The sequence below is a fragment of the Paenibacillus sp. JNUCC-31 genome (assembly GCF_014844075.1).
Taxonomy (GTDB): Bacteria; Bacillota; Bacilli; order Paenibacillales; family Paenibacillaceae; genus Paenibacillus.
In genome coordinates, this window is the sequence record NZ_CP062165.1 from 300878 (window position 1) to 322534 (window position 21657).

At 44.2% G+C, this 21657-nt stretch carries 21 protein-coding genes and 1 pseudogene; 4 read left to right on the forward strand and 18 right to left on the reverse strand.

The genetic code is table 11. The features are described from left to right. Window positions 1-553 precede the first annotated feature (553 nt). From JNUCC31_RS01165 to JNUCC31_RS01180, 4 genes are all read right to left on the reverse strand, one after another. Entirely contained in the window at window positions 554-1357 is an 804-nt protein-coding gene (locus tag JNUCC31_RS01165) for an undecaprenyl-diphosphate phosphatase (RefSeq protein WP_192267793.1), read from the reverse strand. Between the two features lie 497 nt (window positions 1358-1854). Next, on the reverse strand, window positions 1855-3105 hold the full coding sequence (locus JNUCC31_RS01170) for an MFS transporter (RefSeq protein ID WP_192267795.1): 1251 nt from the start codon (window positions 3103-3105) through the stop codon (window positions 1855-1857). Between the two features lie 484 nt (window positions 3106-3589). Then, window positions 3590-4360 carry a hypothetical protein gene (locus tag JNUCC31_RS01175; protein WP_192267796.1) on the reverse strand — a complete coding sequence of 257 codons (771 nt, stop codon included), beginning with the start codon at window positions 4358-4360 and terminating at the stop codon, window positions 3590-3592. A gap of 88 nt (window positions 4361-4448) precedes the next feature. After that, window positions 4449-5138: a glycosyltransferase gene (locus JNUCC31_RS01180; protein WP_192272634.1), complete on the reverse strand. Its 690-nt coding sequence runs from the start codon at window positions 5136-5138 to the stop codon at window positions 4449-4451. A 474-nt stretch (window positions 5139-5612) separates the two neighbouring features. Here JNUCC31_RS01180 and JNUCC31_RS01185 point away from each other — a divergent pair, with 474 nt between their 5' ends. Further along, a complete protein-coding gene (locus JNUCC31_RS01185; RefSeq protein ID WP_192267798.1) occupies window positions 5613-5783 on the forward strand; it encodes a hypothetical protein in 171 nt (56 codons plus the stop codon). Between the two features lie 11 nt (window positions 5784-5794). Beyond that, window positions 5795-5974: an H-type small acid-soluble spore protein gene (locus JNUCC31_RS01190; RefSeq protein WP_192267800.1), complete on the forward strand. Its 180-nt coding sequence runs from the start codon at window positions 5795-5797 to the stop codon at window positions 5972-5974. Between the two features lie 224 nt (window positions 5975-6198). Here the strand turns inward: JNUCC31_RS01190 and JNUCC31_RS01195 are convergent, their stop codons facing one another. The 7 genes and pseudogenes from JNUCC31_RS01195 to JNUCC31_RS01225 all read right to left on the reverse strand — a co-directional run bounded on the left by JNUCC31_RS01195 (window position 6199) and on the right by JNUCC31_RS01225 (window position 14225). Beyond that, window positions 6199-8121, reverse strand: a complete 1923-nt coding sequence (locus JNUCC31_RS01195) for a serine hydrolase domain-containing protein (protein ID WP_192267802.1) — start codon at window positions 8119-8121, stop codon at window positions 6199-6201. 160 nt (window positions 8122-8281) lie between these two features. Continuing rightward, a complete protein-coding gene (locus tag JNUCC31_RS01200) occupies window positions 8282-10330 on the reverse strand; it encodes a serine hydrolase domain-containing protein (RefSeq protein ID WP_192267804.1) in 2049 nt (682 codons plus the stop codon). Between the two features lie 472 nt (window positions 10331-10802). Further along, window positions 10803-11033 (reverse strand): annotated as a pseudogene (locus tag JNUCC31_RS01205) (family 43 glycosylhydrolase); the annotation flags it as partial. Next, window positions 11002-11532: an alpha/beta fold hydrolase gene (locus JNUCC31_RS01210; RefSeq protein ID WP_192267808.1), complete on the reverse strand. Its 531-nt coding sequence runs from the start codon at window positions 11530-11532 to the stop codon at window positions 11002-11004. The pseudogene JNUCC31_RS01205 and the gene JNUCC31_RS01210, both read right to left, overlap by 32 nt. Further along, entirely contained in the window at window positions 11447-11842 is a 396-nt protein-coding gene (locus tag JNUCC31_RS01215; RefSeq protein WP_192267810.1) for an alpha/beta fold hydrolase, read from the reverse strand. The genes JNUCC31_RS01210 and JNUCC31_RS01215 overlap by 86 nt, the downstream gene beginning before the upstream one ends. 812 nt (window positions 11843-12654) lie before the next feature. Further along, entirely contained in the window at window positions 12655-13548 is an 894-nt protein-coding gene (locus JNUCC31_RS01220) for an aldo/keto reductase (RefSeq protein WP_192267811.1), read from the reverse strand. 188 nt (window positions 13549-13736) lie between these two features. Next, entirely contained in the window at window positions 13737-14225 is a 489-nt protein-coding gene (locus tag JNUCC31_RS01225; protein ID WP_192267813.1) for a GNAT family N-acetyltransferase, read from the reverse strand. 158 nt (window positions 14226-14383) lie between these two features. On the opposite strand from JNUCC31_RS01225, the gene xerS reads away from it, so the two are divergent. Further along, complete coding sequence (gene xerS, locus JNUCC31_RS01230) at window positions 14384-15490, forward strand: tyrosine recombinase XerS (protein ID WP_192267823.1); 1107 nt, start codon at window positions 14384-14386, stop codon at window positions 15488-15490. A gap of 184 nt (window positions 15491-15674) precedes the next feature. Here the strand turns inward: xerS and mobB are convergent, their stop codons facing one another. From mobB to lpdD, 7 genes are all read right to left on the reverse strand, one after another. Further along, window positions 15675-16217, reverse strand: coding sequence for a molybdopterin-guanine dinucleotide biosynthesis protein B (gene mobB / locus JNUCC31_RS01235; RefSeq protein WP_192267825.1), 543 nt, complete (start codon window positions 16215-16217; stop codon window positions 15675-15677). A 7-nt stretch (window positions 16218-16224) separates the two neighbouring features. Next, on the reverse strand, window positions 16225-17514 hold the full coding sequence (locus JNUCC31_RS01240; protein ID WP_192272636.1) for a molybdopterin molybdotransferase MoeA: 1290 nt from the start codon (window positions 17512-17514) through the stop codon (window positions 16225-16227). 271 nt (window positions 17515-17785) lie between these two features. Next, window positions 17786-18535, reverse strand: a complete 750-nt coding sequence (locus JNUCC31_RS01245) for a DUF4247 domain-containing protein (protein WP_192267827.1) — start codon at window positions 18533-18535, stop codon at window positions 17786-17788. Window positions 18536-18546: 11 nt separating this feature from the next. After that, window positions 18547-19053 (reverse strand): DUF4178 domain-containing protein, encoded by a 507-nt coding sequence (locus JNUCC31_RS01250; protein WP_192267829.1) that lies wholly within the window; start codon window positions 19051-19053, stop codon window positions 18547-18549. 23 nt (window positions 19054-19076) lie between these two features. Next, window positions 19077-19478, reverse strand: coding sequence for a DUF350 domain-containing protein (locus JNUCC31_RS01255; protein ID WP_192267831.1), 402 nt, complete (start codon window positions 19476-19478; stop codon window positions 19077-19079). A 93-nt stretch (window positions 19479-19571) separates the two neighbouring features. After that, complete coding sequence (locus tag JNUCC31_RS01260; protein WP_192267832.1) at window positions 19572-20243, reverse strand: PspA/IM30 family protein; 672 nt, start codon at window positions 20241-20243, stop codon at window positions 19572-19574. A 120-nt stretch (window positions 20244-20363) separates the two neighbouring features. Continuing rightward, complete coding sequence (gene lpdD, locus JNUCC31_RS01265) at window positions 20364-20708, reverse strand: prenylated flavin chaperone LpdD (RefSeq protein ID WP_192267834.1); 345 nt, start codon at window positions 20706-20708, stop codon at window positions 20364-20366. A gap of 156 nt (window positions 20709-20864) precedes the next feature. On the opposite strand from lpdD, the gene JNUCC31_RS01270 reads away from it, so the two are divergent. Then, window positions 20865-21653 carry a polysaccharide deacetylase family protein gene (locus JNUCC31_RS01270; RefSeq protein ID WP_192267836.1) on the forward strand — a complete coding sequence of 263 codons (789 nt, stop codon included), beginning with the start codon at window positions 20865-20867 and terminating at the stop codon, window positions 21651-21653. The last annotated feature ends 4 nt before the right edge of the window (window positions 21654-21657 follow it).

Consider the following 21657-nt stretch of genomic DNA (forward strand, 5'->3'; position numbering starts at 1 on the left):
GGCTTACATCTACCTTACAAGTTTGTAATTCGACCTTGCGGTAATGGAGGACGCGTAAAACGGTGGAATTGAAGCATACGAGCCGGTGCATATTTAGATCACCATTTAAATGGAATGACACCATGTTTTCGACCTCGGCTTGGGACAAGAACTCGGTCCTTAAAATCAGCCATCAGGAACTTTGCAAATAAAAAAGCCGCTAATGAAGCGGCTTTGCATAGAATGATGTTTTTGTCGCGTAAAAGACTTTAATCGTAAAAATTCCATCAACAATTCTCAAATTCCATCCACAGTGCGAATGCTGTATTGATCACTTTACTACGCCGCTTGCGTCAAAATAGAAGGTTCCTTTCGACACTTTATCATAGGCTTTTCCGTTCTTAGATACTTCATTTTCAAATTATTCAAGTTATTTCACAAAAAAGAAAAGAGCTGCTTGATCATTCGGCAGCTCTTTATTTATCTTTGTATTCGTTTCTTATTGTTTAGTTGGATCCACTTCCGTTAGCCTAATGATAGCGGGTATATTTCTTTAATAATCCCCAAAAATCATTTAATGCATGACGATTAAATAGAACAGAGCTGCTAAGACAAAACGGTATAGTGCAAACCATTCCAATCGGAGTCGCTTAATTAATTTAATGAACGTCACTACTGCAATCATCGCCACAAGAAAGGACGTCGTAAAGCCAATCAACATTAGAATGATATCGTCAGTATTCAGTAAATAGCGACTATCGTACAAATCCAACAAGCTTGCACCAAACATAACAGGCACGGAAATGAGGAACGTAAAGTCTGCGGCCGCTTTTTGGCTAGTCCCAAGCAAAAGACCACCTGAAATCGTCGAACCTGATCTCGAAAATCCCGGCCACAAGGCCAAACATTGGAACAGGCCAATCCCAAGAGCTTGTTTATAATTAATCCCATCCATCGTATCTGCGGTTTCGGTTCTTCTACTCCGTGCTGCGATAATCATCAATAAACCACCCGCAACTAGACCGATCAAGACAGGGGTTGGGCCGAATAATTGGCTTTTTATTGTATCCTTGAAGAGAAGATATACAATTAATGCTGGCAACATAGCCAAGATCATATGAATTACATTTAATCCTTTACTCTGGGAAAAATCCATTCTAATCAGATTAGCCCCAATCTGCAAATACCTTTTCCAATAAAGAATTAGAACCGCCATCACTGCACCCAGCTGTATAACAATTTTAAAAGTTATCGCAGCGTCTCCATCAAAGCTAAGCAAATTGCCTGCTAAAATAAGATGTCCAGTAGACGATACCGGTAAAAATTCAGTTAAGCCCTCTATTATGCCAAGTATTATTGCTTTAATTACATCTGTCATCAGTGGATGTCCCCTTTTCGGAAATAAACTGGTTTAACATTTCCCAGTATAAGGGGGACATCTACCTATTCCCATCGATTCACATAACAAAATCCTATTCAGAATGACATAATTGTCACTTTTTTCATTTTGTAGGAAGCAACTCATCTGTTCTCCCGGTAGGCTCATAAAAGTTTACCAGCATTTCGCCTTCAGCCCTCGAAATTCTCCGACTGGTTGTCATGCGCTGATCCTCGCTACGCTTGCACATTGGCTGCAAACGAAAAGAATCCGTTCGCTAAGGTGAAGATATTCCATACGCTCCGGTCTTTTCACATGTTGAACCCGTTTTTAACGCACAAAAATTCAACATGCATGTCTCTGAGCGACCTCAGTAACCGATTTCCACGCTTTCTTCGAAGAATCAGATAGCCTAAGGTTAACCCCAGGGAATGAAGAAGAACCGTCACATTCTCATGGCCGGCTCTTCTTCATTAAATTTTATAGATATCGTGAAATTATGTCTCTTGTGCAATATGTGCGTTATCTGGCACTTTTTGGTTCATGATCGGAACCATGACCAGTGCGCCGAGAAGAAATAATAATCCTGCACCGCCATAGATCGTACCCAGTGAAAAGGAATCCTTTAACGCGCCAGCGAAAGACATGGAAACGACCATCATGCCAACGAACATCGGATTCAGAACCCCATTCACCCGGCCGACAATCGAAGCCTCTGACCATTTCAGAATCATGGTGCTGATCCCAATATGAATGCAAGGGAAAACAAGTCCATTCAAAAATTGAACGGTCAGGGTGAGCGGAACGCTTGTCGAATACCCTACAATGGCTGTGCAGACTGCGCCTGCGATCATACCTATCGCGAGAAGAATCTGGGGCGGAACCCGCTTGGCGAAGACGGCTACGATCCCGCCACCAATCAGCATAGCTGCACCATTTACCATCAGCAGATATTGCAGGAACTCCTCACTCCTGCCCAGACGCTCCGTTACGATAAACAGGTTGAGCGCTTGGGCTACGCCAACAGCGAGTCCCGCGAGAATAAACGCAAGTCCGAGCATCCGCAGAACTTGGCTTTGCCAAACATAGCGGAAACCTTCAATAAATTCTTTACGGAACTGCCCTTTTACAGCGACAGTTTGAGCTCGCATATTATCCTCTGGCAGACGAATAAGAACGAGTGCGGAGAGCAGAAAAACCACGCCCATGACAGCGATCGAAATTTCAAGGCCAAACGTGCTGTAAACGAAGGTTCCGAACATGGGACCAAGCACCATGAAGATGGCCATCAGCGATTGGAATAAAGCCATCCCTTGCTGTAGCTGTTCTTCGGGCACATGATACTTAAACAATCGCATGCTTGAAGGTTGAGAGAACTGCGAAAGAATAGCCGAGATGAATGCGACAAGGTAGACGGAGTGCCAAGAACCGTAATGTATGGTCAAAAGTACTACGAATACCGATACCGCGGATAATAAATCGCACCAGATCATCGTTCGCTTCGGCCGCCAGCGGTCGGCAAATGTACCTCCAATGAACGAAAAAACAAAAATTGGCGCGAATTCTGCTACACTGATTAACGAAATGGCGTATGGATCATTGTTTGTTCTATCCGCAACGTACAGGAGAATAGCGAAATTACGTACCCAGATACCAACCTGCAAGAGTACGCTTGATAATAAAATCGTCTGTAGGAAGCGATTGCGAAACAGGCTTGGTGCATTGGTGCTGTTTTCGTGCCTATTCAATCTTTTCAACCTCCAATTTGTCTATAAAGATGTCCATTTTGAGTAAGATATGACTCTCCTTTCAATTCTTAATTATACGGATTTCACCATTGTTCACCTCCTACTAAAGACTGAAATTTCAGAGTGTGTCTCCCAAAACTAACCGTTTCCTGACGGTTCTTCGTGGCTCCTCCGGCTGCCAGTCATTCCGCGGAAGTGTTCCCTTAAAATAAAAAAACGCCAATTGTCGGCGAGTTTCCAGCGATTATAAATGTCTCCATAAAAAAGAGGAGCTGCTTTGGTCATAGCCCCGTCAAATAGACAATATAAAAAGAGAAAGTTCTATTAAGCGACGACTTCTTCCCGGAATTCAATCGGTGAAGGTCGCCGAGTTTGTCTTGGAAACGCTCCGCCTCGGGAATGCTTCCCGTCACCCATTTTCTTGGCATAGCTTTGAGTCGTATACTGAAACACTTGGTCTGAATGTGGGGATCGAAGCTCACAGTTAGAAAAAGTTATTCAGTATCTGTTCGATCTCATCTGGATTTGTGATTTCAGGACCGAAAACAGCTCTAGGTTGTTTACTGTTATTCCAAGGCTCCAACGTACAAGCATCATGAATATTTTCTATTTTCCAGGTCAGTACATTGTCAAAAGTTGTTCCTGTATTCTGTCCATGGATATGATTGATCCAGATTGGTTCCTTGATATTAATGAATTCTCGGGGAACCTTAAATGCATCGCGCCAGGTATAACGTGGCGCTTGTCCTTTCAAATACTCATTCACATTGACAAGCGTTACACCGTAGCTGGGAAGCCAGAAAAAAAATTTACCCAGTCGCTTTTGTACCGAGTCGTAGATGTAACCGTATTGTGGTACCAGGGCTACCGTGTCTTTTTGGGGTTTATAGGCATGCAGCTTTTTTATAAAATCTTTGTGATACATATCGTCACTGGACAGATAGACGCGGTACAAACACTCGCACTCTTCCATATCTTGGGTTACATAAGATTGGTAATCCTTAGGTGTGACAAAACAGATATTTGAAGGCAGGGGAGGATATTTTTTTAGTGTCTCGTGTATAAGTTTCTCAGACTTCGGATCATATAGCACGTAGCAGGTAAAATCCTGAGAAGATTGAAGGAGCAGGCTCTTGAATGCATATTTCATGAATAGATCTATTCTGTATTCTATCCAGCGCTTGGTCAGTCGATCCGCTGTCGCTCCCCAGTTATTAAAGAGCATTTCTACAATAAGCTTTTTTTCCTTAGACATTCTCTTAGCCCTCCTTTGACGTTCAGGGATGATCTACGTATTAACTGTGCCTCCTCGTTTGCCCTGAATCTATCAAGAACGCCTTTGGTCAGATCATGAATTCCCTTAATACTTGTTCAATCTCGTCTCCACTCAGCCGGTCTTTAGGTGGAACCTTTTTGACCGAGGTGTTACTGGAATGAACAACATTGATATAATTGCGTGGAGGCAGCAACTCATGTGGCAGATCAATGACATTTCCATGGGTGCCTCTCCCTGGTAATTTGACGCGGTATCCTGAGGCGTATTGCTCCGTTTTATACAGATACACATAGAATTGCGGTGAACGATGAAATGTCGGTGCCATCTCATTATTGACGCTGTCCCACAGATACCCATTCTGGTTGATTAGTGCCATCGTCTCTGTCTTTGGCTGCACGTTATATAGCTGCTGAACAAACGTTCTGTGGTACAGGTCATCCGAATCCAGTCTGGCAATGTAAATGTCTTCATGTCCTTCCGCAAAGGCGAGTATGGCACGAACACTTTCGATATGCGTTCCGAAACGGATATTGGCCGGCAAAGGTTCCTGCTCTGCCAAAATTTCCTGCATCAACTCTCCAGATTCCTTTGAGAGCTTCACTACGGTCAGGAAATCCTGATTCGTCTGCGCCTTGAGACAGTTCAGCGTAAACCTGCGAAAAATGTCCATTCTTCGCTCCAGCCATTCTCTTGTCAGACGCTGCGGGTCAAAACCATAGTTGTTGAAATTAATCTCGATCACGACTTTTCTTGTCATCATTTCGCCTCCTAATAAAATCTTTCATCTGTGTGTGGCAAGGACAACTTTCAGAAAAAAGACAAGTCATGACGTTGAATCTCTAAACCTCGCAATCCGTGCCTGTCTCAACGAATGTACTGTCTTCATCCAATTCTGCCGACTCTATAATGTATGAGTAACTAAGCAAGACGTAACGGACACTTGAACTGATCTTGATAGAGTATGAGATGAATATCCCCCCAAAAGTGCAGACAGTGTGTAAAAAGTCCACTAAAGGTTTCAACTTTACGGCATCCAATACGAAATGGTTTACCGATGTGACCTACCCTCCATTCGGCTCTTGCTTCATGACTTGTCAGTGGAATCGTAGTGGGGAACAAAATGGTTATTAAATCAGATTTGCGAGAAAAATTTTGCATAAGCTCTTACTGTTTGGTGCAATGTAGTGATGCAGGGATTTTAAAGATCTGATCACTACATGGAGGGATCATTTTGGCTAAGAGCAAACAGCAACAAGAAGCGCATGGAATAGGACAGATCGAGCAGCAGCTGAACAATCAGATGGAGACTGCCGCAGAAATTCAGGGACAATCGAAACTCGACCAAGAAATAAAAAAGGCCACTCACAGTCATATGGATCAATCGAATGAGCTTTCAGAATAAGGAGAATTCTCATGAACAAACAAAGAGCGATTGAAATTTCTGAATCGGCCATTATGAAAAATGTAACTTACAACGATACCCCTATCTTTATCCAGCATGTTAATGAGGATGAAACAGCTCGGATCTATCTGATCGGAAACTCGGAGCAGGAATTAACCGTTCCTTTGTCCAGTCTGACTGAACATCCTTAGAATAAGGCGGATGAGGAGCACTCCCACCTTTTATAGTGTAGCCGTAAAACTTTTTGCCCACAAAAAACCGGAGCATCTAAGCTCCGGTTAACAAAATATCAACTTTGCTATACATCCTCCTGACGGTAGTATACATACTTTTCATTGCACCTCTCTTCTCCTCTTTCTTGAGTAAAGAAAAGGATTAGGCAAAAGTTGATTTCTATAAGGAAAGTGTACGGTTCTTAAGGGATAAAATTAAAAAAATTCCATTGGGCCATTACCAGCACAAAACCGAAAAACAATATTACTGTCACAGTATGCGACACTTTCTGCCATCTGGATCGCGGGGGATATCCGCCCTTAACAACGGAGATCCCAAACAGCCCTGTGGCTAGCAAGGCTAGCACCCAATTGATAAAGACCCCCAAGTTCATTTGGTCCACCGTCACGTTTTCATTGATCATTGCACTCACCAGCTGGTATAGGACATTAACGACCAGAAGTGTCCCGCACAAGATAAAGGACGACATTAAATGGTTAGTTCTTACCATAGTACTCTTTCTTCTGCGCTGAAGCCACCGAATCAATAAAACGAATGGAGCCACCAGAAAAAAAAGGATAGCTAAGGAAACCCATATCAAATAGGTGATCAGGGCAGGAAGCGATCGACTTCCCTTGATCGGCAATATATCCGTGGCGATCCCTTTGCTCAATCGTAATACACCTTCGTCCGATATTTCCGCGTACAGAATCGGCGCCAACCTTTCGAAACTTGGACTGTCGGACCTAGCAAATTGGTATACATTTGGACTGGTTTGCTTGAGTTCTCCGGTCATTCCCATCACGCTCAAGATCAGATCATGCTCACCTTTCGGTTGCACCTTTATTAAACCAAGGTAGTTGATAACCTCATGGTACGTAGAGTACGTGCCACCCGACTGGACATAATATCCTGCGATTTTCCCGGAGGGAGACAACCCGGCAGCCGGTACAGTGTTTTCCGTTTCTTTCGTTTGGTCCTGAATCAGTAGATTAATGATACCAGCAGCGAGCTTCTGCTCTATCTCCATGTTGGTCAAGACTATGATGCCAAGTTGCTCTTCGGGAACGATCGCAAAGTTGCTGGAAAAACCCTTAACATTCCCACTGTGTCCAACGACGTGCGGGTCTGCCCGATATTCCCAAAAGCCATGTGCATTCGATAGGATTTCTTCGTTTGGGGTATAACTCCGGGAGAGCATCTTCCGCGCGGTGTCCGGCTGGATGAAGAGTGGGCTATTCGGGTCATACAGAGCCATGGCGAACCGAGCTAGATCTTCCGCCGTACCTTCCATGGCCCCCGCAGGATACATAGGAACATAATAGGGCGCTCTCGCTTCGAAACCGCCATCCTGTTTCATAGCGTAACCTGTTGCTTTTGTCTTCAGCAAATCCTGGTGATCCGCTAACGTCGGATGACCCGTGCTGCGGTTCATGGCTAGGGGCTTTAGGATATGGTTCATCTCGTAGTCCGAGAAAGATTCTCCGCTCACCTTCTCCACCGCCAAAGCAGCCAAAGCCGTTGCAAAGTTGGAGTAGGCAATCACTGTGCCAGGTTCATAGATTTGTTCCGGCTGGTTAGACAGTAGCGTCTCTTCCAATGAAGTCAGGCTCTCTTTCGACCGTGTAAACGTACTTAGCGGATGCTGCTCATAGCCAGCAGTGTGGCTCATAATATCCAGCATTGAAATTGGCTTGTCATAACGCAGCCTTTCCGCAATCTCTTTTGAAAAATATGCCCGAATATCTTCATCTAGCCTCATCTTGCCCGCTTCCACCATTTGCATGACAGAAGTCCAGACGAACGCTTTATTAATAGATCCGTAGGCAAATACGGTTGAAGCAGGATCAACAGCAGTCTTTTGATCAATATTGGCATATCCATAACCCTTGGAAAAAATAATCCTGTCACCCTTAGTGACCACAACCGCGGCGCCAGGAGTTGATTTTCCAATATGGGAATTTACATAGTTATCAATATTCTCCCCCAGCTCGTCATAAGGAATTCCAGAAGGGGTTTCCCCTATTTGTATTCTGGCCGTTGCAAAGGCTGGGACCGAGATAAGAAAAACAAGAAGTACACTTATAAAAAACACAAAAACAGGCTTCAATATTCTAGAACTCATGTGGTTGTTCTCCATCCAGCTCAGCGGGAATTTTTGTTATAAAATTAATGATGTAACCTACACTTCACAACTAAATATCTCTTGCTATGTTCCTAATCTCGCACTAATGTTGGAGCAACACGTGATTTACAGTGGAGTCTTACCGTTAAGCCTCCGTCATCTATAGTCCTGAAGTCAAAACTTTAATAAAGCAATCCCAAATTACCGCACTTTCCTTGCGCAGCAAAGGGTCTTTCGATCGATAGTCGATCATTCCCTCATCGTTTATTGTTACATCTGGTCCATAGATCCCTGCCCCAACGACAAACTTTACGGCTTCATCCGCCCAAGGAGCAGGTTTATCGGCTATTTCTGCCGAGATCATGGGTAAGTTTACACTCGAAGAGAGCCTCCAGAGGATTGTAGCTGCTTCTTGGCGACTGATAATACGATCTGGATAAAACAACTCATCAGAACTACCTACCAATATTCCAATGTCTGCAAGTGTTTGAATCGAAGATGCGTACTTGTGTCCTTCGGCATCTTTAAAGATTACCGGCTTATCCGAAGGTCTTAAATTAGCAAACTGAATCAATTGGGATACAAATTCACCCCTCGTAACAGCCTCATCAGGAAAATAGTGTGTAGATCGTTTTTTATTATGATGCGGCATAAACAATTTAGTTGAGCGATAAATAGCTGCTAAATATCCGTCATTTGCTACGTCAGAATATTTAGGAAGATCAGGTATTTTACTGAACCATGAGTCTGGTAAAATGTAATCCAGATAGGTGATTTTGCCGTCTGCATCTTTCTTGAAGGCTGCTTGGTTTCCTTCGTCATCAACGAACAACAGATCTCCAACTGGCTTTAAAGTATGTATTCCATTCGGACCTGAAATCGAAAGTTTCCCCTCCTGCTTCACGATGTCAAAGAACAAGTAAGGTTGCCGAAGATAGCGATAGGTTCCCGTAAACTGATCCAGCTCATTTGTATTCATCGACCATTCCGTTGTTTTCTGTTTTTCTTGAGGATAGTAGTAATCCATAAATGCAGTAAACAATTCTTCCCCAATGTCTTGGCTTGTGTCGCTATTGGTTATGACGAATCCGCCAACCTTTTTGTCTGGAATCAACCACATCCATGAATGATAGCCGGGTAAATCTCCCCCTTTTCCAATAACCATTTGGCCATGATATGCGTGCCGATAAAACTTTTCGAATCCTAAAGCCATAGTGGGTACCTGCTCTTGAACTTTGACTTGCGTGCGATGCATTTCTTCTGTTGTCGTTTTTGAGAGAATACGGGAGTTGCCGTAACTCCCTTCATTCAAATGGGCCAGCATAAATTGGGCTATGTCGCCACTCGTGCCAAACATCCCTCCGTCTGGCATAATAACGGGGTCATTTGGATACTGTTCCTTTGGTTGGCCATCTGTTCCGTAACCCGTGGCAAGCTGTTTTTTGACTTGTTCATTCATGCGGAAATCACTGTTTTTCATATTCAGGGGTTTAAAAATATGCTCCTGTATGTAATCTTCAAATGGATAGCCAACCATTCGCTGAATAATATATCCCTGAAGATTAAAAGCATAATTATCATACCGGTAACTCTCACCAGGCGTTCGTATGACTGAAGGCAGGTTACCTTTAATAAATTGCTCTAAGGGCTGTTCATCATTTACATTGTTAGCAGAAATATAATCGGTAAAATCAAACCCTGATGTATGCGTCAATAAATGCCTCATCGTGACAGGTGTTCCTGTGTGGTTCGTTATAGTCACCCCACCAAGATAGTTTTCTATATCCTCATCCAGCTTGATCTTCCCCTGCTCTACAAGTTGCATTACAGCAGTGGCTGTCATTACTTTGGAAATGGAAGCCATTCGGAAAATCGTCTGCTCCGGGTCTACTACAGATTTTGTTTTTAAGTCGGAGTAGCCATACCCTTTGTTTAACAATACCTTGTTATCCGCAACGACTGTAAAAGCTGCACCTACGAGCTTTTTTTTGATTTCCGGTTGATTAAAGAAATCATCCGCAAATTGCTCAACATCGACTGTAGTCATGGCCCCTTTATGAACGGTTGTTGGTTCTGATCTGGACTTGCTCTCACTCCAAGGAACCGAGTTGCCGAATGCCGTGGGGCCAGCAAGTAACGAGGAAAATAACACACCAACTGCCATTAGAGTGAAACCCTTTGAAGTACGTAATCTTCTTTTCTTTTTCATTTGAAAAACCTCATTTCTTAATTCATATTATTTATTTGTATATCATATAATCAGTCCCTTTATTTTCCATCATTCTCAAGCAGGATTACATATCCTATTCAAGTCCGGGTAGCTCCTCCAACTTAAGACTGGTATCTACTCGTCTTTGGTCTAAATCATATGTTTAGTCTTGAGATCACTCCCTCAATCCCTTCCATAAGTAGTCGAAGCGTAATTCATCGTAATTTCCATAACAGCAAAAAGACCGCTCTTTAATTTCAGATAACGGTCAGAGTCAAAATAATATTCAATTGATTAAACACTACTTTCAAATTCACCTTTTATTCCGAAGTGACAACTTAATCATTCAACGTTGCGCTACCACATCAGTTATACTGCATAATTTACTCAAACGAAACTGTACCATCTATGTCTGGGTGTTCAATCAATACAAATAACGTTCTGCAAATATTGCTATATAGTAATGTCTTTAACTTAAGGAAGGAGCCCATATCCCTCCCGAGCTTGGGATGCCTTTCAGATCAAGCAAACTCAGACGGTCAAGCGGTCTGGATACAGGGCGCCAGTGTACCAGATCACGGGAATGATGAATAAGTACGCCTGGAAACCATTCGAACGTGGAGGTTGCAATATAATAGTCATCACCTGTGCGAATGATCGATGCGTCCGGATTAAAGCCGCGTAGAATCGGATTTTGAATCATTAATGTCTCCTCCTTTTTCCAAAAATGTTTGTAAAGCAGCATTGAACGCATGAGGTGTCTCCATACTGGAAAAATGGCCTGCCTCCTGTAAATCAACGCACAGCGCATGAGGCAGGCATTCCAGAAGTCGATCCGCGGAGCGATGTGCCCCCTTGAAATCCTTTGCTCCATTCACTACGCATACCGGAGCTGGAGCTTGCGATGCAAGTAGCCTGGGCAGAAGTGCTTCACCCAAAATGCAGTTTGGCTCGCGGTGGGTGCATTGCCAAGCCTTCCAATCAGCAATCATAGCCCACAGCCTATCCTGATAACCGTTCCGGTCTTCCCCGCATCCCTCCAGCAGATGTGCAAACCATTCCTGCTTGAATTGCGGCACATCCGTCACTAGGGCTGGTGGAATGTCCGGTTTCGGATCAGGAATTGCCCCACTGGCGACAGTCACCGACCGCACATGCACCGGGTACAGAGCCCAAAAATCGAGCGCTACAAATGATCCCAACGACAGTCCGACTAAGTGCGGCGGAGTCGATATTCAAATGCCCCAGAAGTGCTCGCAAGTCCTCTGCATGCAGGAAGGGCTGTCCCTCCAGGGGCAAGGAAGATCTACCATACCCTCTGAGGTCATAGCAAAGAATTGAATAACGTGAAGCAAAATGCTCGATCTGCGGCCCCCACATGCGTCGATCCACCGAATGGGCGTGAATGAACACCAATGTCTCTTGGGAAGCACCTTGAACATGATATTGGTAATCCAGGAGAATGTTCTGATCCAGCTCGATATGGCCTGAGATCACTTGGTCCTTCTGCATGTTGCAAGCTCCTCTCCTAATTCTTAGCTTCATCTCCTACAGTGAAGGTAATTTCTTGTGAAAAGGCATTGATATCGAAATTTCCCTGCTCGGGCTTGAGCACAAGCTCGCCGCCACTCGAACCTCGATCGTTCCAAACATATCAAAATAAGCTACTGAGGCTTGCCTAACCTGGTGCATATCTACCTGGGCCTCATATACAAACAGCTCTTGCCAATCTTCCTCCGGTCGACGTACCCGTACCTTGAAGTCACGGTGCTCTCTGACACCCTCAGGTGTGGATAAACAATCAATTGATTCATGTTGTGCCCCCCTGCTCTCCAAAGTCTTCTTTCATTGTATCCCTGCATTGTACTTGGAGAAATACTGCTTTTTTTGGCCTTATATGTATGGTTTTTTAGCAATTGCAAGCATCCTGTGCCTAAAGGGCAAGGAGCTGTTCTCACTTCCGTTTTGTTAACATGGAGGGTGCAGGGAAGAAGATATGAGCAGGTATGATCTAAGGAGATAAATTGGTTTTCTATTATGAATTTTTCATATGTTGAAATAATATAATAAAGAGGATTGAAGGCTGCTTTTCTCAAATTCGTTGAAAATAGTGACTTACATAGGTTTTGCGAACCTGGATAGAGTACTGGATACAGTACAATGATCACTTTTTCATGATTCATATAAGAAGGATTCGACTGAATTTAAAAAATATTTACTATTGTGAATTTTTCATATGTTGAAAATATAAGGTTGTTGGCAATATAAAAGCCGCCATATGGCGGCTTTCGGCAAATGGTCTCTATTTATCCATTCTCATTGGATCAGGTGCGGCCCGTCCAATCGGCTCCGGCAACTTTTTTCCAGCGCGTTCTGATCTCATCATATATATTCTGAAGAAGTGGTCCGCGAGCTACGAGATCAGCATTCTGCTGCCAGCGGTTCGGTTTCGCTGTCCCTACAATTGCGGTGTCCACACCTTCAGTGCTTAGTGTAAAACGCAGTGCTGTTTCTACTATTGTCTGGGCATCTTCACTCAGAAAACCGTAATTCAATTCACTTAAGCGCTTCCAATAGACATAAGGGTATGCTTCTTCCGGAAGCGTATCATATGTCCACGCCGCATTGGCAATCGGCCTCTTGGCGATTACACCCATGTTTCTCTTTCTCGCCTCAGGTAACGTAAATTCGATTGCCTCCTGATCCGCAATGTTCAGCGACGTTTCCAAACTGTCGAACACTCCTGTCTGAATCGCATACAAAGCATCCGTCGTATCCCCGCTATACCCGATATACCTTGTTTTGCCGGCCTCTTTGGCCCGCTGGAGTACTTCAATAACTGCTCCTTGCCGCAATACTTCCTCTGAGCAACTATGCAAATGAATGACATCCACATAGTCTGCTTTTAACCGTTTAAGACTTCGATCAATCGTTTGCTCCAGAACTTTGGCATCCCAGTCGGGACCCTCTATCCCAGCGGCGTGTCCACATTTGGTAAACAAATAATAGTCATCTCGGCGATGCGACAGCACCTCACCGATCAATTCTTCGCTGTCCCCGTAGCACTCCGCGGTGTCAATCACATTTAATCCTGCATCCAGCGCACTGTTCAGTAGTTTCTCCACTTCCGTTTTAGATACATTTTTGCCAATTTCTGCTCCGCCAAACCCGAGTGTACTTACTTTCATGTCCGTGTTTCCGTAATTACGTAGTTCCATTGGGTTTATTCCTCCGAGCTTGGTAAATTTAGGTACAGAATTGTGAATAGTGAAAGGGTATAAAAATACTGATCCGTGTTCCGTATTTATTACCCTATACTTGGACAATATACCCGTTCTTCCTATGTGATTTATGTAAAACTTCGAAGGATTTCTTGTAGCAGTGACTACACTCGTCAATAAGTCAATCAGGTTACGAAAAACTGACTCGGGTTGCCCAGTTCAGGATGGAACTTTTCCCGAAAATGGCCTCCGGTGTAATCCCCAATAATTTTACGCCAGAACGCCTGTGCAATCACATTATTCCGAACCTGGGTCACTTTCCATCTCCCCGGAAAACGTCGGAACAATTCATAAGCGGCCCAAGTCCCCACCCCGCTACGTCGATATTTCTGCATGACAAAAAACTCGGTTAAATAATAGTCATTATCCTTGCTGCCTGGTTCACAACGTTCGACCAATGCAAACCCTGCTGGTGACCCATCACTCGTAATGAGAAAAGGAAACTTGGTGTCCTCTTCTGTCCAAAATGCGTCAAGTCCAGGGTACTCCGGGAAAATGCCATTGTTGTCTACATCAATATTAAGATACTTCGTAAAATCATATAGATAAAATTGCATCAAATGACGAATCACCTGACTTCGTTCCCGAGGAACCAGCTCTATTTTCATACTCATCCGGTTCAACTCCTCTGCTCTACTTATAATTCATACTTTAATGCCTTAAGCTCGTAAGGGCAAGGAAACATCGATCTTCATTATAGGGTTCTGTGCACTGCTGTGACGATATAAATATGGTACACTGAGTTATAGCATACCTTAGAACATATATTATCATGGAGGTGCAGAACTTGACCAATGTGCAAAAAGAGATCGACCGACGCAAGCTGGATGATAAACTTCCTTCCATGCCCTGGTTCGTTCAGCAATTCATTGATTATAAATTACCCGATTTATCACCGTCTACCTTGCTTGAGTACATAAGGGATTATGAAGCCTTTTTTGGCTGGATGCGAGCAGAAGGCTTGTCCCAGGCTGGTTCCAATAAAGAGGTTACACTGACTGAACTGGAAGTGCTGCGAATGGAATCAGTGACTTCATACCGTTTATTTCTGGCCACCAAACGTGAAGGAGCGAACTCCAGAATCACGGTCTCCCGCAAGCTTTCATCCCTGCGTTCACTGTTTCATTATTTAAGTCAGATTGCTGAAGATGAAGATTTCTATCCTCTGCTAAAACGAAACATCATGGCAAAAATTGAAATTAAACGTACCCATAAGCCAAAAGATACCGCAGCGAAATTAAAAGGAAAGCTCTTGGAAGAGGAAGAACTGCTGGAATTTATCGGGTATATCCTTGAAGGATACGCTGTGGATATGGAGAAAAACAAGCAGGCACTATATTCGCATGAGTTAAACAAAGAAAGGGATGCATGTATTGCAAGCCTCATTCTGAATTCGGGATTGCGTGTATCGGAAGTTGTGAACCTGAACGTGGATGATCTCGATTTGAACAACAAGCTGTTATACGTATATCGCAAAGGTAATAATGATGAGACCTTTAAAACACCCGTTTATTTCAGAGAGCAAGCCAAGGACGAGCTCGCAACCTATATCAATCTGCGTCAATCACGTTACCGTACACCCAAGCGGGAAAAAGGGTTGTTTATCGCTCTTCGCAACGGGGATTCCGAAGGAAGCCGGATGACCAAACGAGCGATACAGGCGATGATTATGAAGTACGCCAAACGATTTGGCAAACCGTATCTAACTGTGCATAAACTGCGTCACTCCTTTGCGACCGACTATTATCTGCAGAATGATATTTATAAAACCAAAGAGCAACTCGGACACGCATCTACAGAAACAACCGAGATTTACGCTCATCTTACTGACAAAACAATGTCGGAAGCTATTGAACGCCGTACGGATGATGGCATGTAACCTTTTTCCGGTTCAGTATCTCAAGGTATTAAAAAGAATTACGAAATAGCGATCCGTTCAGGAAGATTTTCTGGTAAGGATCGCTATTTGTCTATTCGTAATTTTCATATCATGAAAGCAACCAATCGATTATTTTTAATCGATACAATAAATGAGTTTACATAATATTTTTTACGTAAGAAAATCAAGAATTCTCCTCAACGTTACCCTCTAACGATATCAACCACTTCGCGATCTGTTCAGTCTCATCAACAGAATGCCATACAGGATTTCCCTCTGCCTGGACTAACTTATCATTTTCAAACGGCAACCATGAGATAATGCCAATCACTCCATGCAATGTCTCTATCAAAGAAGTGTCTTTCTCTTCACGTACTAGAAGCAACTTGGGAAAAGTCGCTTGTTTGTACCCTTCAATGAGAATCCAGTCGTAGTCCGCCAGGTAACTCAACATATTATCCAACCTAGTCGGTTGCTGCTCCATAATTGCTGTACGAGTCTCCGACATGATGACCACAGCTGCAGCCCCTGCCTGCGTAAAGCCATAAGAATCCGTTCCTGCATGATCCATCTCAAAATGGTCATGTCCATCATGTTTAATTACTGCTACTTTTCGTCCAATAGATGTCAGAAACCGGGTTAGAGCAGCCGTTAACGTGCTCTTACCCGTGTTTTTGTATCCGACGATCTGAACAATGTATGGTGCTGTACTACGTATCATATTCATGTATGACCTACCTTACTTGTCCTGTGGGAAGTCTAAGAATGCGTACCTGTTCACCCGCAGGAATGCCTTTTTTCTCTGGTGGAACAACAATCAGACAATCACTATCCTTAATCGTAATCATGACACTGGATTCGTCTATACGGGCAGCAGCAGGTTTGGCATACACCATCCCATTGCGTATCTCGATCCGTCCACGTACAAATCGGGTGAAATTATTCACCTTCGTGAATGCTTCATCCATAATGGCCGTCCATTCTTCCAGATATGGATGTGGATCGGCCTGCATTGAGCGAATCGCTGGCCGAACAAACAATCCAAATCCGACAAAGCACGCCCCGGGGTTGCCTGAAAGGGCAAAGAGTAACTTATCACGGATTACAGCAGCTGTTGTCACACTGCCAGGACGCATGGTTACCTTATTGAACAGCATATCCATATCCCTTTCCCGAACCAGATCACCCATAATATCATAATCCCCAACCGATACCCCGCCAGTTGTAACCACCATATCGTTATGTTCAACCGCTTCTGCCAGCTTCACACGTGCCGTTTCCACATCATCCGCAATTGAACCATACATAACCGGCTCCCCTCCTGCTTCAACGACCAGAGAGCGCAGCATATAACTGTTGCTGTTTCGAATTCGCCCCGGTTGTAACGGTTCATCCACGTCCAGCAATTCAGTCCCTGTGGCAAAAATTGCAACCTTAGGACGCTTATATACATTCACTTGAGCGAAACCGAATGTTGCCAGCACGGACTGCTCGCCTGCCTGAATGATGGTTCCTGCTTCAAGTAGTAATTGTCCTTCTTGGACTTCCAGTCCAATGGGTGTAATGTTGACACCCGTTTCAATACGTCGCTTCAGTGCAATCCAATGTTCGCCATGCTCTTCTTTGCTTTCCGTCATTTCCATCATGACAACCGCGTCTGCACCTTCCGGTACCTGAGCACCTGTCATGATCCGGGCCGCTGTACCGGATATAATCGTAAGATCTGATGTGTACCCGCATGGAATTTCATCAATAATACGCAACCATATTTGCTGCTCCGTTGATGCTTCAACTGTATCTGAGCTTAGAATAGCGAAGCCATCCATTCCGGAGCGGCGAAAGAACGGATAAGGATGAGGGGCATGGATCGTCTCCGCAAGTGTTCGGCCATGCGCGGTTTCTAGCGTTACTTTTTCTATCGGACCTGAAGTGACATGAGCTGCAATTTTTGCTTGAGCATCCGGGACCTGAATAGCCTTACGGACAAATTTGGCAGTCGTCATATCAACCGAATGTGAGTTCATTTTCAATGGTATATGATCCTCCCTAGGACATTTTAATCGTTTTAGAAAGTGTAGCTCGAAAGCCAGTTGTTGACAAGTACAACCCAACCTGTCTTCAGCCCGCGACAACTATTCACCGCGTGCGTAAATCCCAACATGTACGTAAATCGTAAAAAAAGAACAGCGTCCAAGGTAATTTTTAGTGGCAGAACTTCTCCACCTACCTCTTTCACTGTTCCTTTGCCAAACATTTAGCAATATCCATTATCAAACCACTGCCCAAGAATTCATATTACCTGCGCCTCATGATCCGGCCGCCGCCAACCCTTGTTTTCGGCTTTTTATAAGAACTCTTCGGTGAATCAAATAATCCTCCCAGGCCACCACTGCTCTTGTTACGATCGATGGTACCCTTACTTTGTTCCTTTTTCCGACTGAATAGTCCTCCACCCGAGCCTACACTCGAATCCTTATCGCTGCCACGCCGGGTAATTGATCCTTTTCGATCAACCGTAATCGGTGGGGCGGCCTTTTTATCATTATTTGTTGGCGTTCGATAAGAACCTTCACTCGGTTTGTACGTGTCTTTGTTCGTATAGCCCCGATACTTTCCGGCGGATCGATGACCTCCAAAAGTATCAAACAAATTACCAATTAACGTTGCAGTTAAGTACCCTTGCAAAAAGGATGAATCATAGTTCTGCCGAACATATTCCTTGGAATCGACTTCAACCAAGGTATCCTCCGGTTTATTCGGGTCTTGTTGTAAATGATAGTACTGGTCCTGATACACCAGGAACATCCGCTCTGTATTTTCCGCCGAAATCTGATCCGGTTTACGCTGTTCAGACAATTCCTGAGCTACCTCCGGAACCGTTCGATCGGCAGCCCGGTACACATAGGACGTTGTGTTACCACTGCCACTGACCGATTCAAGCGGATATGTGTCCTGAACGGAAGGTGCTCCGCACGCGGACAACAGGGACATCACAAGGCTGAGAACCAGCATTAATTTTAATCCGTGTGCCAAGCGCTTTTTCATTGGAACCTCTCCTAGCTCGAACGAATCACTTTGATATCCGCAGGAAGAATGGACTCTCCCTCATACAGTGTAAATCTTCTGTCTTGCCACTCCACACGCAGAAGTTTGTTATCATCCGACTGATATTGCCATACGAGCTGCTCTCCAGCCTGACCATAGGGTGTCCTTCCTGCAGTGGTTACCATTCCTCCGTATTCTTCCTCCAGGTGATACGCACGCCCATCCAGGTCCAGCAAGGTAGGCACCTCATCAGGTGCATCAAGCCGACCATCGATCGGTGTATAGAGAGCATAACGTGTCATTTCCCGTTCTTCAATATGCAAGTGCCGAATTGCTGTACCATCCTGCAATGTAAGGACAGCCGCATTCCGTGCGCGATGATGCACACGTCCAACAACTTCATAGGTTACCAGTGAAACCTCGCAGATATCACCAGGTGTCAGTTGGAGCATCGTTTTTTCTGCCCGGGGAGGTTCCGGTTTCGCTAATATCCCTTTAATCCGTTTCCACACACTCATGCCTATTACTCCTGTTCTTTATCTTATAAACAAGCTGCAATAATTAATGCGCCCACGATATGAAGTGCACCTGAGAATAAACCGTAACCTGTCTTTCCCTGCTGAATTCCCGTATCCAGATCCAGATTAGCCCACGTCCGAATCATGAAATGAACCACACTCTCCAGAATTAACAAAATGATAAACGAAACGACAGATACCAGTAACGCTTCTCCAAGATGACCCGCTGTCGATATGGAGGTAGCGAGCACATAACCTTGAGCGAAAAGCTTCATGACCATGCGTGTCGTAACGGCCATGTTGCCCGCTTTCACTTCGGCAAAATCCTTATATTTTGTGAACAACGAATCTACATACATCAAGACAAACAGCAAAACCGAACCCGATAACGTCCAGACCAGCATTGCCAAAATGTTCAAATCCATCTACATAGCCCCCACATCTCAACATGAACCGCAATTAAAAGCGAAGGAGAAACGCTGGTCTCTCCTCCGCTGGTGCCCCTGCTTATACAAGGTTTAGTTCTTATTTTCGTACTGCTTCATCAATGCAGCCAGTTCATCCTCAACAGCCTGATCTTTGCCTAGCTTTTCAAATTCATCATCCAGTGATTTTCCTTTGGATGACATTTCATTGCTGGCTTCTGCCTGAGCTTCCATCTGCATCATTTTTTCTTCCATACGCTTCATACCCGCGCTAGCTGTGTCAGAACCAAATCCGTTCATTGCCTTGTTGATTTCGGTTTGAGCTTTTGCTGCATTGTAACGCGCAACCAATGTCTCACGTTTATTTTTCATCTGAGTCAACTGTTTGCGCATTTCGTCGAGCTTGCCGCGAAGATTATCAGCAGACGCTTTGTTCTGGTCGTAGCTTGTTTTGTATTCGGCCATTTTTTCTTCAGCGACTTTCTTCTCTTCCAGCGCACGACGTGCGAGATCCATATTCTGGGCACGGGCAGCGGTGTGAGCCTGCTCTTCACGTTTTTTCACAAGAGCTTCCTGTTCTTCGAACAGTTGTTTAAATTTCTTCTCAATGGCAATCTGTGCGGCTACAGCTTTCTCTGCATCTTCCAGATCTTCCTGCATGTCACGGATATATTGATCCGTCATTTTAATCGGATCTTCTGCCTTGTCAATAATGGAATTAATGTTAGACATCGTTAAATCGCGCAATCGTTTGAAAATAGACATTATGGTATTCCTCCTAGTCGATATTACATCCTTGTATATAATCATACATACGTGGCAACCTTCTACTCGTTTCAATTTTAACAAAAAAAATCATAAAAGACGATTTTGGCTCCAATGAAACTATTGAATCAGCTGATCGAATTGAATCAACTCTTCATCAAGCAGCCTCTCTGCAGTCTGCACAATCTCATCAATCTGCATCCGTGTAATTGCATCAAAATGAATTCCCATTATAACGGTCACAGCTGTTTTCAAATGCATGGCCGCTTTACGTGCAAGCCTCTCACACAATTCTTGTTCTTTATGCCCTGGAATATGCACCGTAGCCCCGCTCACCCGTTCTCCATCCGGATAAAATGTCGCTACCGCTCCAATATGTGATTTTCCTCCAGTCACCAGAAATACTTTGTCTTCTCCAGCCTCAATCACCTGTATACGAACGGTTTTCAAGTCGTATGTGCTCATCTTGCTCCACCTATCCTTTTCTATCTGAGATATGTATGGTGGAAGTATGGATCGAATTCCATCAATCAGCAATGAAACATCTCACACATCACGAATAATTGACTGCATTCCCGGGCATACCAAAGAGAACGCAATTTGGGAAAAGGAGGCACTAACATGCGTCTACGCCTCATTATGTTATCCATCATGGTCATTCTTCTGGGAGGGAGCTTTGCCCCTGCTCAATTAAGGGCTGCTTCAAGCCCACAAGATAAACCTGTTTCGAAGTCGGATTCATCCGAGGAAGAACAATTGACACTTGGACAGCTTAGGCAGAAATATGCCGATACATTCAAAACCAATGGTCCTTCAACAAAACAGGTGGCTTTGACTTTTGATGATGTGCCTGATCCTAGGTTCACCCCGCTGGTACTTGATATTTTGAAAAGATACAAGGTACGGGCTACTTTTTTCATTGTGGGAAGTCGCGCGGAGAAACATCCGGATTTGGTGAAACGCATGGTGAAAGAAGGACATATTGTGGGTAATCACAGCTACAATCACCCGGAATTCAGCAAGCTGTCCATGAATGCATTTCGCAAACAAATCTTACATACCGGAGATATTATTCGCAATTTAGCGGGTTACACTCCCAAGATGATCCGCCCTCCTTATGGTGACATTAACGAACAACAGCTGCAGTGGGCAGCCAATCAACGTTACAGCATTGTGAACTGGAACGTTGATTCCCTGGACTGGAAGGGCCTAAGCAAAGACAAAGTAAAGAAAAACATTCTGTCGGCCGTTAAACCCGGTTCCATTGTTTTGCAGCATGCAGGTGGCGGGGTGGGTTCGAATCTGAAAGGCACTATCGAGGCGCTGCCTGAAGTTATTGAGGAATTGCGCAATCGGGGGTACGAGCTGGTCACTTTGGACGAAATGCTGGGCTTGCCAAAAGGCAAGTAAGATC

What these genes read in the sequence shown, in the direction of transcription:
- JNUCC31_RS01175 (WP_192267796.1), bottom strand. Translation starts at nt 4,360, where the DNA reads ATGTCTAAGGAAAAAAAGCTTATTGTAGAAATGCTCTTTAATAACTGG.
- JNUCC31_RS01190 (WP_192267800.1), top strand. Translation starts at nt 5,795, where the DNA reads ATGAACAAACAAAGAGCGATTGAAATTTCTGAATCGGCCATTATGAAA.
- JNUCC31_RS01240 (WP_192272636.1), bottom strand. Translation starts at nt 17,514, where the DNA reads ATGAACTCACATTCGGTTGATATGACGACTGCCAAATTTGTCCGTAAG.
- JNUCC31_RS01200 (WP_192267804.1), bottom strand. Translation starts at nt 10,330, where the DNA reads ATGAAAAAGAAAAGAAGATTACGTACTTCAAAGGGTTTCACTCTAATG.
- lpdD (WP_192267834.1), bottom strand. Translation starts at nt 20,708, where the DNA reads ATGAGCACATACGACTTGAAAACCGTTCGTATACAGGTGATTGAGGCT.
- JNUCC31_RS01250 (WP_192267829.1), bottom strand. Translation starts at nt 19,053, where the DNA reads ATGAGTGTGTGGAAACGGATTAAAGGGATATTAGCGAAACCGGAACCT.
- JNUCC31_RS01195 (WP_192267802.1), bottom strand. Translation starts at nt 8,121, where the DNA reads ATGAGTTCTAGAATATTGAAGCCTGTTTTTGTGTTTTTTATAAGTGTA.
- JNUCC31_RS01165 (WP_192267793.1), bottom strand. Translation starts at nt 1,357, where the DNA reads ATGACAGATGTAATTAAAGCAATAATACTTGGCATAATAGAGGGCTTA.
- JNUCC31_RS01270 (WP_192267836.1), top strand. Translation starts at nt 20,865, where the DNA reads ATGCGTCTACGCCTCATTATGTTATCCATCATGGTCATTCTTCTGGGA.
- JNUCC31_RS01225 (WP_192267813.1), bottom strand. Translation starts at nt 14,225, where the DNA reads ATGAGTATGAAAATAGAGCTGGTTCCTCGGGAACGAAGTCAGGTGATT.
- JNUCC31_RS01215 (WP_192267810.1), bottom strand. Translation starts at nt 11,842, where the DNA reads ATGCAGAAGGACCAAGTGATCTCAGGCCATATCGAGCTGGATCAGAAC.
- JNUCC31_RS01180 (WP_192272634.1), bottom strand. Translation starts at nt 5,138, where the DNA reads ATGACAAGAAAAGTCGTGATCGAGATTAATTTCAACAACTATGGTTTT.
- JNUCC31_RS01255 (WP_192267831.1), bottom strand. Translation starts at nt 19,478, where the DNA reads ATGGATTTGAACATTTTGGCAATGCTGGTCTGGACGTTATCGGGTTCG.
- JNUCC31_RS01245 (WP_192267827.1), bottom strand. Translation starts at nt 18,535, where the DNA reads ATGAAAAAGCGCTTGGCACACGGATTAAAATTAATGCTGGTTCTCAGC.
- mobB (WP_192267825.1), bottom strand. Translation starts at nt 16,217, where the DNA reads ATGAATATGATACGTAGTACAGCACCATACATTGTTCAGATCGTCGGA.
- JNUCC31_RS01220 (WP_192267811.1), bottom strand. Translation starts at nt 13,548, where the DNA reads ATGGAACTACGTAATTACGGAAACACGGACATGAAAGTAAGTACACTC.
- xerS (WP_192267823.1), top strand. Translation starts at nt 14,384, where the DNA reads ATGGAGGTGCAGAACTTGACCAATGTGCAAAAAGAGATCGACCGACGC.
- JNUCC31_RS01260 (WP_192267832.1), bottom strand. Translation starts at nt 20,243, where the DNA reads ATGTCTATTTTCAAACGATTGCGCGATTTAACGATGTCTAACATTAAT.